This window comes from Lentzea jiangxiensis (assembly GCF_900104175.1).
Taxonomy (GTDB): domain Bacteria; phylum Actinomycetota; class Actinomycetes; order Mycobacteriales; family Pseudonocardiaceae; genus Lentzea; species Lentzea jiangxiensis.
On sequence record NZ_FNIX01000021.1, the window covers coordinates 87,558 to 99,473 of the forward strand.

Annotated in this window: 13 protein-coding genes; 6 read left to right on the forward strand and 7 right to left on the reverse strand. The window is 70.0% G+C overall.

The features are described from left to right. Window positions 1-230 precede the first annotated feature (230 nt). A complete protein-coding gene (locus tag BLQ91_RS34245) occupies window positions 231-2,156 on the forward strand; it encodes an endo-beta-N-acetylglucosaminidase (protein WP_090103765.1) in 1,926 nt (641 codons plus the stop codon). Here the strand turns inward: BLQ91_RS34245 and BLQ91_RS34250 are convergent. After that, window positions 2,140-3,849 (reverse strand): discoidin domain-containing protein, encoded by a 1,710-nt coding sequence (locus BLQ91_RS34250; protein WP_090103767.1) that lies wholly within the window; start codon window positions 3,847-3,849, stop codon window positions 2,140-2,142. The two genes, BLQ91_RS34245 and BLQ91_RS34250, sit on opposite strands and share 17 nt — an antisense overlap. A gap of 215 nt (window positions 3,850-4,064) precedes the next feature. Between BLQ91_RS34250 and BLQ91_RS34255 the strand changes: the two genes are divergently transcribed. From BLQ91_RS34255 to BLQ91_RS34265, 3 genes are read left to right on the forward strand one after another with little or no spacing between them, the layout of a single operon-like run. Further along, window positions 4,065-4,901, forward strand: coding sequence for a DUF1996 domain-containing protein (locus BLQ91_RS34255; protein WP_090103771.1), 837 nt, complete (start codon window positions 4,065-4,067; stop codon window positions 4,899-4,901). Further along, window positions 4,898-5,371, forward strand: a complete 474-nt coding sequence (locus tag BLQ91_RS34260) for a hypothetical protein (RefSeq protein WP_143022957.1) — start codon at window positions 4,898-4,900, stop codon at window positions 5,369-5,371. The genes BLQ91_RS34255 and BLQ91_RS34260 overlap by 4 nt, the downstream gene beginning before the upstream one ends. 5 nt (window positions 5,372-5,376) lie before the next feature. Next, window positions 5,377-6,348, forward strand: coding sequence for a LacI family DNA-binding transcriptional regulator (locus tag BLQ91_RS34265; protein WP_245734066.1), 972 nt, complete (start codon window positions 5,377-5,379; stop codon window positions 6,346-6,348). 1 nt (window position 6,349) lies between these two features. Here the strand turns inward: BLQ91_RS34265 and BLQ91_RS34270 are convergent, their stop codons facing one another. From BLQ91_RS34270 to BLQ91_RS34280, 3 genes are read right to left on the reverse strand one after another with little or no spacing between them, the layout of a single operon-like run. Next, a complete protein-coding gene (locus BLQ91_RS34270) occupies window positions 6,350-7,009 on the reverse strand; it encodes a hypothetical protein (protein ID WP_090103777.1) in 660 nt (219 codons plus the stop codon). After that, the gene (locus BLQ91_RS34275; protein WP_218130506.1) at window positions 7,006-7,839 is read right to left on the reverse strand and encodes an ATP-binding cassette domain-containing protein; all 834 of its coding nucleotides are present in this window, start codon (window positions 7,837-7,839) and stop codon (window positions 7,006-7,008) included. The genes BLQ91_RS34270 and BLQ91_RS34275 overlap by 4 nt, the downstream gene beginning before the upstream one ends. Before the next feature lie 41 nt (window positions 7,840-7,880). Next, window positions 7,881-8,249, reverse strand: coding sequence for a GntR family transcriptional regulator (locus BLQ91_RS34280; RefSeq protein WP_090103781.1), 369 nt, complete (start codon window positions 8,247-8,249; stop codon window positions 7,881-7,883). 64 nt (window positions 8,250-8,313) lie between these two features. Between BLQ91_RS34280 and BLQ91_RS34285 the strand changes: the two genes are divergently transcribed. After that, window positions 8,314-9,138, forward strand: coding sequence for a DMT family protein (locus BLQ91_RS34285; protein WP_090103783.1), 825 nt, complete (start codon window positions 8,314-8,316; stop codon window positions 9,136-9,138). A 71-nt stretch (window positions 9,139-9,209) separates the two neighbouring features. Here the strand turns inward: BLQ91_RS34285 and BLQ91_RS34290 are convergent, their stop codons facing one another. The 3 genes from BLQ91_RS34290 to BLQ91_RS34300 form a co-directional block, all read right to left on the reverse strand. Then, window positions 9,210-9,404, reverse strand: a complete 195-nt coding sequence (locus BLQ91_RS34290; protein ID WP_090103786.1) for an MbtH family protein — start codon at window positions 9,402-9,404, stop codon at window positions 9,210-9,212. A 21-nt stretch (window positions 9,405-9,425) separates the two neighbouring features. Beyond that, window positions 9,426-10,682 (reverse strand): lysine N(6)-hydroxylase/L-ornithine N(5)-oxygenase family protein, encoded by a 1,257-nt coding sequence (locus BLQ91_RS34295; RefSeq protein ID WP_090103788.1) that lies wholly within the window; start codon window positions 10,680-10,682, stop codon window positions 9,426-9,428. 86 nt (window positions 10,683-10,768) lie between these two features. Next, entirely contained in the window at window positions 10,769-11,395 is a 627-nt protein-coding gene (locus BLQ91_RS34300; protein ID WP_176960103.1) for a helix-turn-helix domain-containing protein, read from the reverse strand. Window positions 11,396-11,420: 25 nt separating this feature from the next. Here BLQ91_RS34300 and BLQ91_RS34305 point away from each other — a divergent pair, with 25 nt between their 5' ends. After that, window positions 11,421-11,891: a phosphopantetheine adenylyltransferase gene (locus BLQ91_RS34305; RefSeq protein WP_143022958.1), complete on the forward strand. Its 471-nt coding sequence runs from the start codon at window positions 11,421-11,423 to the stop codon at window positions 11,889-11,891. The last annotated feature ends 25 nt before the right edge of the window (window positions 11,892-11,916 follow it).

Genomic DNA, 11,916 nt, shown 5'->3' on the forward strand with positions numbered 1-11,916 from the left:
CTCTATTGGTTGCAGGGTAACCAAAGCGACGGCGGGGCTCACGCTACCGCCCGGTAGCCCGGAACGGATTCGGCCACTCGGATGGTTGCCGGGACATTTCGACGGTGTTCGACGGGTGTTCGCGAAATCAACCTCCCGTTACCCAGCGGAGCGGACCGGGACGTTGTCGTCCTGTCCGGTCACCGTGGAAGCGGTATGCGGTGGATCGGACGGAGCACGAGGGTGATCGGATGCCCACCCGCAGACAGTTCCTCGTCCTGAGCTCCGCAGCGGCTCTCACCGGTCTGCTGCCCGAGACTCCCCTGTCCGCCGCGGAGGTCGCGCAACCATTCGCGTCCTATTGGCACCCCTCGACGATCCTGGACTGGGACCCGGCGACGGACCGGGACGCGAAGTACAACCGCAGCACCGTGCCGCTCGCGAAGCGCGTCGTCCCGGCCAGACCGGCCAACGCGCACGCGCGCCCGGACGAAGCCAGGGTGCAGGCGCTCGTGGCGTACGCGCCGACGAGCGGCAACCCCGCGCAGGGTTCGCCCGGCATGGACCACTACGCCACGAACTACTGGCAGTACATCGACGAGCTGGTGTTCTGGGGCGGTTCGGCGTCCGAGGGGCTGATCCTCGCCCCGAACCCGACCGTCACCGACGCGGCGCACCGCAACGGCGTGCGGGTGATCGGCAACGTGTTCCTCCCGCCGACCGCGTACGGCGGTCAGCTCCAGTGGGTCCGCGACTTCGTGCGGCGCGAGGGCGACAGGTTCCCCGTGGCGGACAAGATGGTCCAGGTCGCGCGTCACCACGGCTTCGACGGCTGGTTCCTCAACCAGGAGACCGCCGGCGGCGACACCCGGCTGGCCGGCGACATGCGCGACTTCATCGTCTACCTGAAGAAGTCCGGCCTGCGGGTCATCTGGTACGACGCCATGACCGACACCGGCAGCGTCAGCTGGCAGAACGCCCTGACCGCGCGCAACCGGGCGTTCTTCGAGCAGTCCGACGAGATGTTCCTCAACTTCTGGTGGAGCGCGCAGGGCCTCGCGAACTCGGCAGCGCTCGCGCGGCAGATGGGCCGCAGCCCGTACGACCTGGCGTCCGGTGTGGACGTGGAGGCGAACGGCTACAACACGGGCGTCGGCTGGGCCTCGGTCTTCCCCGAGGGCAGGCCGCACGTGACGTCGCTCGGCCTGTACCGTCCCGAGTGGACTTTCAAGTCCGCGTCGAGCCCGGCGGACTTCTACGCCCGCGACAACAGGTTCTGGGTCGGCCAGAACGGCGATCCGTCCAACACCACGACGACGGCGAACTGGAAGGGCATCGCGCACTACGTCACCGAGCTGACGCCGATCACGTCGCTGCCGTTCGTCACGAACTTCAACACCGGCCACGGCAGGAAGTTCGCCGTGAACGGGACGGTCCGCTCGACGCAGGCGTGGAACAACCTGTCGCTGCAGGACGTCCTGCCGACGTGGCGGTGGAGCGTCACCGGCGCCGCCACGCCGGTCACGCCGTCGCTCGACTGGGACGACCCCTTCGACGGCGGCACCGCGCTGAAGATCACGGGCACCCCGCAGTCCGCCGGCGACGTCCGCCTGTTCGCGACGTCGCTCGAGATCACCGGCTCCACCTGGTTCGAGGTCGTCCACCGCACCGGCGCCGGCCCGTCCCGTCTGCAGGCGGTCCTGCGGTTCGGGACGACCGAGCGCGTCCTCGACCTCGGCGGGGCCGGCGGCGGGTGGCGGCGCAGCGCGTTCCCGCTCGGCGAGCACTCCGGCTCGACGCTGACGGAGATCTCGCTGCGGGTGCTGCCCGGTGCCGCGGTCACCGCCCTCATCGGCCGGATCGGGGTCACGAACCCGGTCATGACACCGCCCGCCGCCCCGTCGCACGTCCAGGTCGAGCAGGTGAGCCGCGTCGACACCACCACGGTGTCGGCACGGCTCACCTGGACCCGCTCCCCCGGCGCGATCCGGCAGTACCGGGTCTACCAGGGGACGGGCTCCGGCCGGGTCTTCCTCGGCGGCACGGCGAACGACGCGTACTTCGTGCCCGCGATCGCGCTGGCGAACGGTGACACCGCGCAGATCGAGGTGGAGGCCGTCAGCGAGGCGTTCGACGTCTCGGCGCCGGCACGGATCTCGCTCACTGGTACACCCTGACGTAGTCCAGCACCATGTCCTGCGGCAGCTGCGTCCCGGCCCCCGGCGGGCCGGGCCAGTCCCCACCCACCGCGTTGTTGATGATGATGAAGAACGGGTGGTCGTAGACCCACGGTCCGCGCGTCGTCTCCAGCACGTTCCGGTCGACGGTGAAGAACCTGTTGCCGTCCACGGAGAACGTCATGTGGCTGGAGTCCCACTCGACCGCGAAGGTCCGGAACGCCGACGACGCGGGCTGGCCCAGGTCGAGCGGCGAGCCGTGGCCGCCCGCGCCGAAGTACTGCGGGGCGTGCAGCGTCGAGTAGACCCGGTTCGGCTCCTTGCCGACGTGTTCCATGATGTCGATCTCGCCGGTGTAGGGCCACGGCCTGCGCTGGTCGAAGAAGTCCGCGCCGAGCATCCAGAACGCGGGCCAGAGCCCCTGCGTCGACGACACCTTGATGCGCGCCTCGACCCGGCCGTAGGTGAAGGTGAACTTGCCGTAGGTGTTGAGCCGCGCCGACGTGTACTGGCAGGTCGTGCTGCCGCTCACCGGGTCCACCGGGCACGCGCTGCCGGGCGTGACCTCACGGCGGGCCTGCAGCACCAGGTTGCCGTTGCCGTCGTGCCGGGCGTTGTTGTTGTTCGTGTAGTACTGCAGCTCGTTGTTCACGCCCGGCCCGACCTCCGGCTGCCACTTCGAGGCGTCCGGTCCCGTGCCCGCGGGAGCGTTGAACTCGTCCGACCACACCAGCCTGCCCGGGAACGACGGGTTCGGCGGCAACGGAGGCGGCGTGATCGGCGCGCCGCCCGTGCCGTGGACCTGGAACTCCCACAACGAGTAGCCGTAGCCGTTCGACCTGGCCGTGCCGTACATCCGCACGTAGCGGCCGGTGCCGCTGACCGTCAGCGTCTCCTTGAACCCGCGGCCGGTGGTCGTCGAGTAGATCTGCCGCCAGTTCACGTTGTCGTCGGAGACCTCCAGCCGGTACGCCGTCGCGAACGCCGGGTCCCACTGCAGCACGACCTTCGAGATCTGCGCGGGAGCGCCCAGGTCGACGGAGATCCAGCCGGGGTCGACCCAGCCGTTCGTCGGGCTCGTCGCCCAGCGCGTGGCGGGATCGCGGTCGAATGCCTTGGCGGGCGTGCACTGACCGCAGTTCGGGTCGTCCTGGAACGTCGACGCGGCACCGGTTCTGCCGTACGAGAGCAGGGTTTCCGCGCCGCCGCCGTCACGGGTGCCGAACACCTGGAACTCCCACAGCGAGTAGCCCCACTGGGTCGCGCGCTGGGTGAGGTCGAGGCGCACGTACCGGCCGGTGCCGGTGACCGCGAGCGTCTCGGTGCCGCCGGGACCGGTCGTCGTTCGACGAAGTTCCCGCCAGTTCGTGCCATCGGGCGAGATGCTGAGCGCGTAGGCCCGCGCGCTCGCCGTCTCCCAGGCGAGGACCACCTGGTCGACCCGGGCGGACGAGCCGAGGTCGATCTGGATCCACTGGGGGTCGCTGAACGTGCTCGACCACCGGGTGCCCGCGTCGCCGTCGACCGCGGCGGTCGCGGCGAAGGCGGCGTTCTCGCTGCTCGACGCGGTGACCGGGCGGTTCTGGGAGATCAGCGGACCGGCGGCGGACGCCTGCACGGGCACGACCAGTGCCGCCGCGACCACCGCTGCGGCGAGCAGGGGGAGTCTTCCGCGGTGAAGCCTTCCTGACATGGGTGCTCCTGGTGCCGGAGAACGGGGAGGTGAAGGCGAGAGAGCGCTCTCTTGCGACAGGAGTTCAGAGCCGAGAGTCGGGGCACCGCCCACGCCGTGTCAAGAAAACCGGGACTTCTGAACGTTTCTTGCGGATTGACGCCCGATTGCGGGCTGCGTCATGCTCGAAGGGCGTGAGAGCGCTCTCCCAATCCTGCTGCGGAGAGGAAGCTTCAATGAGGAAGCCTTTGTTCCACATAGCCGCCGTCATCGGGCTGATAGCCACGGCTCTCAGCGTTCCCGTTGCGGCGCAGGGGGAACCGGTGCGCGTCGCCGAGTTCCTCGCGGAATGCCCGATCAGCCACCGCCTGCCGGACGACCCGATCGTGCTGCCGAACCTGCCGGGCGCGTCCCACTCGCACGACTTCTTCGGCAACCGCTCGACGAACGCCCGCTCGAACCAGCAGACCCTCGAAGGCGCGACGGGCAACTGCAACCCGGTCTCCGACATCTCGTCGTACTGGGTGCCGACGCTGTACCGCGACAACACCGCGATCGCCCCCACCGGCGTCACCTTCTACTACCTCGGTGAGGGCGTGAACAACCCGGCGGCGATCCAGCCCACGCCGTACGGGCTCAAGATCGTGGCGGGCAACGCGAAGGCCACGGGCGACGCCGACAGCATCGCGCGCTGGTCCTGCCTGCACGCCGGGCACGTCAACCCGTCGAAGAACTTCGTGCAGTGCCCGGCCGGCACGATGCTCGAGACCTACCTGGACTTCCCGCAGTGCTGGGACGGCCGCAACCTCGACTCGTCCGACCACAAGTCCCACATGTCCTACCCGGTCGCGGGCGGCTGCCCGTCGAGCCACCCGGTGCCGGTGCCGAAGCTCCGCATGGTGCTGCGGTACCCGGTCAACGGCACCACCGCCGGTCTGCGGTTGTCCTCGGGCACGGGGCAGACGATGCACGGCGACTTCTTCAACGTGTGGCCGCGCGCCGAGATGGAACGCCGCGTCCGCAACTGCATCAACGTGGTGATCAAGTGCGACCACAACGGCAACCACGGATGACAGTGCTCCTGCTGGCAGGCCTTCTCGCGGCCTGCCAGCAGGCTCCACCTCCAGCGGCTCCTCCTCCGCCACCAGCGCCGTCGAGCACGCAGAACGGTTACGGCGCAACGGAACGAGCGTTCGTCGAGCTGGCCATCGCCACCGACGAGCAGGCGCTCGAGTTGCTCGGCCCCACCGGCAGGGCGGAGCTCAGGGAGAACCGGAACACCGAGCTCGCCGCGCTGCGCACACTGCTCGACGCGCCGTACGTGAACCACCACGCCGGGCACGACATGCCCGGGATGCCGACCGACGCCGAGATCCAGCTCGCGTCGACCGATCCGGACGCGCGGGAGCAGTTCGTGCGCGCCCACCTCACCGAGTCGCTCGAGGTCATCCGGTCGGCCAGGCAGGCCATCACCCACCCGCCGACCGCCGAGGTGGTCGCCCTGATGGAACGCCACCGCACGGCGGAACTGGCGGCCGGGTGAGGCGCGTGACGCTGGAGGAGGTCGCCCGCGTCGCCGGGGTGTCGCGCGCGACGGCGTCGAGGGTCGTGAACGGCGCCTCGACGGTCGACGAGGCGCTGCGGCACGCGGTCGAGAGAGCCATCTCCAGCACCGGTTACCTGCCGAACATCGCGGCGCGCTCGCTGGTCACGCGCCGGGCCGACGCGATCGGGCTCCTGCTGCCGGACGAGCGCCGGATGCTCGGCGACCCGCACCTCGCGAGCGTCGTCAGCGGCGTCACCGGGGTCGTGCGGCCGCTCGGCGTGCACCTGGTGCTGATGATGACCGGGCCGGGCACGCGCGAGCAGGCGCTGAGCGACCTGCGGTGCGGGCGGCTCGACGGCGTGATCCTCGTGCACACCTACCCGTCCGACCCGGTGCCGCGGCAGCTGATCGCGGAAGGGCTGCCAGTCGTGCTGGCCGGCCGCCCGCTCGACCCGATGCCGATCACGTACGTGGACGTGGACCAGACGGCCGGCGCCGCCCTGGCCGGACGAAGGCTGAAGTCGTTGCGGTGCGGCAAGATCGCGACGATCACCGGACCGCAGGACACCCCGGCGGGCCAGGACCGGCTCACGGGGTTCATGGCCGAGGTGCCGGACGCCGTGGTCGTGCACGGGGACTTCACCCGGCAGTCCGGTGCCGCCGCGATGGAACAGCTGCTGCGCTGCTGCCCGGACGTCGACGGCGTCTTCATCGCCTCGGACCTCATGGCGAACGGCGCCATCCCCGTGCTGCACCGCGGGGGCCGCAAGGTGCCGGACGACGTGGCGGTCGTCGGGTTCGACGACAGCACTGCCGCGCTGACGTCCGAACCCGAGCTCACGACCGTCCGGCAGCCGATCAGCGACATGGCCGCGGAGATGGCCCGTCAGCTGCTGCGGCAGATCACCAAGCCGCGCTCCCCCGTCACGTCGGTGGTCTTCGAACCCTCGCTGGTGGTGCGGGAGAGCGGCTGAGTCACACCGACCGGGTCCGGATCGGCATGTCCCGCGCGATCGCCCACGTCCCGGCCAGCGCCACCGCGAACGACGCCGCCAGCGCCGCGGTCCACCCCGGGCCGAGCAGCACCGGGATGTCCTGCACGAACGGCAGGTTGCCCGCCCCCGGCATCTGCACCCGCGTCACGACCACGAGCGCGAACGCCACCGGCAGCACGAAGACCCCGCCCGGGCCGTACCTGTCGAACGCCGCCGCGCAGAGCATGCCGACCGCGAACCACACCAGGTACATCAGGAAGTACGCCGGCTGGGCGGCGTGCTCGTCCGCCCTCCAGTCCATCAGCGAGTAGATCCCGCCCTCGACGAGGAAACCGAGCCACTCGACCGCCGTCATCAGAACCGCCAGCACGACCGAGAACACCGACGCCGCAACGAGGAACTCACGCCGTGTGCGGCCGTGCGCGACGGCGATCGGCAACATGTTGTGGATCGCGTAGACACCGATGAACAGCAGGAACCAGGGACCGATCTGGGACGCGGCGACGTTCCACGCGCTGATCTCGACATCGCGGAAGAGCGAGACGGCGAACGTCACCGCCACGGCGAACACGAACGCGCCGCCCGCGACCAGCGCGCAGAACGTGACGAGCGACGTGGTCAGGTGTCGGAAGATCTTCACCGCTTGCCCCCCACCGGTTCGGTGAGGTGGACGAACAGGTCCTGCAACGCGATCGGACCGAGCTCCAGGCCCAGCTGGCGCGCGCGGACCAGCTGGTCGTCTGCGAGCGCGCCGTAGACCATCGCGGCTTTGGTGCGCCCCAGCGACCTGCTGCTGAGCACGGTCAGCCCGGCGGTGAACTCGTCGACGTCCGAGGCGTTCCCGGTGACCTCGGTGCCGCGCGAGCGCAGCACGTCCGCCTCCTCCTGCAGCACCAGGCGGCCGGCGTCGATGATCAGCACCTCCTCCAGCAGCGAGGACAGCTCCTCGATGAGGTGCGTGGAGATGATGATCGTGCGCGGGTGCTCCATGAAGTCGTGCAGCAGCGTGTCGTAGAACGCGTACCTCGTCGGCGTGTCCATGCCGAGGTGCGACTCGTCGAGCATCGTCAGCGGCGACCGGCTGGCGAGCCCGATCACCACCCCGAGCGCGGACCGCTGGCCCAGCGACAGCTCGCCGACCTTGGTCCCGAGCGGGATCTTGAAGAGCTCCACCAGTTCCAGCGCGTACCCGTTGTCCCAGGTGTCCCGCCACGCGGCGCCGTACTCCAGGACGTACGAGACCTTGTCGCCCTTGTCCGCGGCGTGCGCGCTGTGCCGCACGAGGCAGACCTGGCGCAGGGCGGCGGCGTTCTCGAAGACCGGCGCGCCGTCGAGCTGAACGGATCCCACCGGCCTGCGGTAGCCCGCCAGCGCCGACATCAGGCTGGTCTTGCCGGAGCCGTTGCGGCCGAGCAGTCCGTAGATCTTGTTGCCCTGCAGGGAGAAGCTCATGTCGTCCACGGCCGTCACGTCCCCGTAGCGAACCGTTAAGCCCTGCACGTCGACTCGCATCACACGCCCCCGTTCTTCTCGTGCTGTTCGATCCGGCGGATGACCTCGGAGAGCGGGATGCCGATGGCACGCGCCTCCGCGACCATCGGGTCCACCACCTCGCCGAAGAAGGTCTCCCTCCCCTGTGCCCGCAGCATGTCGCGAGCCTGCGTGCTCACGAACATCCCGATCCCCCTCTTCTTGTAGAGCACCTGCTCGTCCACGAGCTGCTGGAACGCCTTCGCGGCGGTCGCCGGGTTGATCCGGTAGTAGGCGGCGTACTGGTTGGTCGACATGACCTGCTCGTCCGCCTTCAACGCCCCGCTGAGCACGTCGGCTTTGATCCGGTCCGCGATCTGCCGGTAGATCGGGCTCCGGTCGTCGAACACGACTACTTCCCTGGTTCGTTACTCATGTAATGAACCATAGCACCGGCGGCGTAGGATCGGCCAGGTGGTCGGGGTCGCGATCCTCTGCGCTGTGCTCGCGGCCGGGTGCAGCGCGCTCGGCGCGATGTGGCAGCACGCCGGGGTCCGCGAGACGACGGACCTGAAGCTCACCTCGGCCCTGCAGCTCGTGCGGTCACGCCGCTGGGTCCGCGGGTTCCTCGTGCTGTTCGCGTGCGCGGTGCTGCAGGTCGTCGCGCTGGCACTGGCCCCGGTCTCGGTGGTCGCGCCGCTGAACGCGCTGGCCATCCCGATCATCGCGGTGGCCCGTGCCCGGCGCCCCACCGGTGTGCCGGCGGTCGCGGCGCTGGTGGCGACGGCGGGGATCGTGGTGTTCGTGACCATCGCAGCGGGCGCGGCGGTGCCGACCCAGGTCTCGCCGAAGGTGGCGTTGCAGGCCGGGCAGCTCGTGGTCGCGGGCGTGCTGGTGTGCGTCGTCGCGGCGACCTTCACCGCGGGCGCGGTGCGTGCACTGGCGCTGGCCGTGGGTGCCGGAATCGCGTACGGGCTCGTGGCCGTGCTGGTGCGGGACGTCACGACCGCGCTGCCGGTGGTCGAGTGGGTCTCGCTCGGCGGGCTGGTGGTGGCGTTCCTGTCCGGGGCCTGGTTCATCCAGCTCGGGTACGCCGCCGGGCCGCCGGACCTCGTCGTGGCCGGGCAGACCGTCGTGAACCCGATCGTCGCGGCGTGGATCGGGATCGAGCTGCTCGGCGAGGGGACGGGCATGAGCGCCGTGTCGCAGGCCGGCCTGGTGGTCAGCGCGATCGCCGCGGTGGGCGGCACCGTGGCGCTGGCCCACTACCACCGCGTCAGGCTGGACACCCTGCCCTGAAGAACCTCTCACGCGGCAGGACCTGTCGCGCGGCAGGACCGAGCTCCCCGCCGCGCGATCGGGCCCGCGGACTAGCGGATCGACGCGGGGCGCAGGTCCGTCCAGTTCTCCTCGACGTAGGCCAGGCACGCCTCGCGGCTGTCCTCGCCGAACACCTTGGTCCACCCGGCGGGCACCTCCGCGAAGGTCGGCCACAGCGAGTGCTGCTCTTCTTCGTTGACCAGCACGAAGAAACGGCCCTGCGGGTCCTCGAACGGGTTGGTCATGACGGGTCCTTCCTCATGGAGCTACTTGACTGCCTGGAGCTTCGGGACCGACTCGGCGACCTGCTGCTGCACGCGCCGCAGGACCGAGTCGAGGATCTCGCCGACCCGCACGGCCGTGTTCGACAACAACGACGACGTGATGCCGTGCGTGTGTTCGGTGCCACCCTGCAGGTAGATGCCGCCGCGGATGCCTTCTCCGGTGACGACGCGGTAGTCGCGCGTCACCTTCAACCGGCCGTGCTCGTCGCGTTCGCACTCGTCGGCGAGGCCGCCGAGCAACCGCAGCGGGTCGGCCGGGCGGTAGCCGGTCGCGTAGACGATCACGTCGGCGTCGATCGGCAGCCGTCCGCCGCCGACGAGCGACTCGACTGCGCACCTGCCGTCGGGCGTCACGTCGATGAGCCTGGAGGTGTTGTGCAGCAACAACCTCTGTCGTCCGAGGACCTTCTCGCGGTACACCCGGCGGTAGAGCTCCTCGATCAGGTCACCGTCGACCACGCCGTAGTTCGTGTTGGCGTGGTAGCCCATCAGCTTGCGCTTGACCTCCTCCGGCGCGGCGTAGAAGTCGTCCACGGCGGCGGGGTCGAAGATCCGGTTCGCGAACGAGCTGTCGTCGGCGGGGCTGTAGCCGTAGCGCGCGAAGACGCCGTGCACCTCGGCACGGGGGAACCGGTCGTGGAAGAACGCCACGGCCTCGGCGGCGCTCTGCCCGGCGCCGACCACGACGACCTGGCGCGGGTCGGTGAGGGTGCCGACGCGGGTCAGCAGGTCCTTGTTGTGCCAGATCCGCTCGCCGGTCTCGACGCCGTCCGGCAGGTTGGCCTCGAGCCCGGTCGCGAGCACGAGGTTGCGCGTCCTGACCCGCTGGTCGCCCGCGGTGAGCTCGAAGCCGTCGTCGTGCGCGCGGACCTGGGAGACCTCCGTGCCGTAGGACACGTGGTGCCCGACCCGTTCCGCGGCCCACTCGAAGTAGTCGTGGAACTCCTTGCGCAGCGGGAAGAGGTTCTTGTGGTTGACGAAGTCGATCAGCCGCCCGCGGTCGCGCAGGTAGCAGAGGAAGCTGAAGCCGCTGGTGGGGTTGCGCAGCGTCACGAGGTCTTTGAGGAAGGACACCTGCATCGTGGCGTCCTCGAGCAGCATGCCCCGGTGCCACCCGAAGCGGGGCTGCCGCTCGAAGAACCGCGCCCGGACGGGCAGCTCGTGTTCCTCCACGGCGATCGCGAGAGCGAGGTTGGACGGCCCGAAGCCGATTCCGGCCAGGTCTAACACCGGTTCCATCGCGATCCTCTCCTGGCACTCCACGGTGGCGTAAAGCGACCCTAACTTAACTAAGGCATACCTTAGCTAGTGCATTTGGGCGTGATCTACGCCGCTGGAGTGCCGTTCGCCCCGGAGTCGAGGACGATTCGGGCGTTCTTCCCCAGCAACGCGCCTGCGGTCAGCCCGAACATGTCGCGGAAGGCGTCGCTGAAGTGGCTCGGCGAGGCGAACCCCGCCTCCGCGGACGCTCTGGTGAGGTCCGCGCCCGCGGTCGTGGCGGCGGCGACGCGCAGCATCCGCACCCACAGCCGGTAGCGGCGGAAGCTCGTGCCCGCGTGCGCCGAGAAGAGGTGCAGGAACCGCGATGTCGACAGGTTCAGCTCAGCGGCGACCTGCGGTGCGCTCAGGCTGGGATGTCGTCGCAGGATGCCGAGTGCGGCGCGGATCCGGTCGTCGCCCAGGTCCGGTTCCAGGTAGAGGAACAACATCCGGCCCTCCGAGACGACCTGGTGCCGCGTCCTCGCCGGGATGAGGGCGCTGCGGACCTCGCGCTCGTCGTCGCCGATCCGCAGCAGGAACGGCGCGTCGACCCCCAGCGCGAAGCAGTGCACGGACCCGGAGTGCGGGCCGAGCCGCAGCGACGGGCCCAGGTAGGCGGCCTGGCCCGGCCAGATCCAGATCGTGGCCCGTTCCCGGGGACAGCACGTTTCCGGAAGCGCGGTATCGGTCACGCGCCCGATGATTCCACCCGTGCAAATGAGACGAACACGCCTGGGCCAGGCGTTGCTGGTGGTGGCCGGCCTGATCAACGTGCTGCCGGGCGCCGGCGCGGTGTCACCGGGATCGATGCGGCCGGCCTACGGCGTCGACATCACCGGCGAAACCACGGAGGTGCTGCTGCGGCACCGGGCGGTCCTGCTCGCGCTGGTCGGGGTGCTCGCGATCGTGTCCGCGTTCCGCCCTGTTCTACGCCCGGCCGCGATCACCGGCAACGCGATCAGCATGGGCGCGTTCCTGCTCCTCGTGCTGAGCACCCCGGCGCTCAGCCCGCAGGTGGTCAGGGTGGCTCAGGTGGACGCCGCCGCACTGCTCGTGCTGGCCGCGGCGGCAGTGCTACTCAGACCCGCAGCACGATCTGGTTCTACCTCTGGGTGGAGGCGATCGCGGACGCGGTGTTGTTCGCCGCCTGGAAGTGGAACCGGCCCGGCCGCCGTCGGGGCGCGATGATCCCACGACGACCGAGTCGGAGATC

Bases quoted from the DNA above. Each gene is read 5' to 3' on its own strand.
- BLQ91_RS34245 (WP_090103765.1), top strand. From the start codon at position 231: ATGCCCACCCGCAGACAGTTCCTCGTCCTGAGCTCCGCAGCGGCTCTC.
- BLQ91_RS34250 (WP_090103767.1), bottom strand. From the start codon at position 3,849: ATGTCAGGAAGGCTTCACCGCGGAAGACTCCCCCTGCTCGCCGCAGCG.
- BLQ91_RS34255 (WP_090103771.1), top strand. From the start codon at position 4,065: ATGAGGAAGCCTTTGTTCCACATAGCCGCCGTCATCGGGCTGATAGCC.
- BLQ91_RS34260 (WP_143022957.1), top strand. From the start codon at position 4,898: ATGACAGTGCTCCTGCTGGCAGGCCTTCTCGCGGCCTGCCAGCAGGCT.
- BLQ91_RS34290 (WP_090103786.1), bottom strand. From the start codon at position 9,404: ATGACCAACCCGTTCGAGGACCCGCAGGGCCGTTTCTTCGTGCTGGTC.
- BLQ91_RS34295 (WP_090103788.1), bottom strand. From the start codon at position 10,682: ATGGAACCGGTGTTAGACCTGGCCGGAATCGGCTTCGGGCCGTCCAAC.
- BLQ91_RS34305 (WP_143022958.1), top strand. From the start codon at position 11,421: ATGAGACGAACACGCCTGGGCCAGGCGTTGCTGGTGGTGGCCGGCCTG.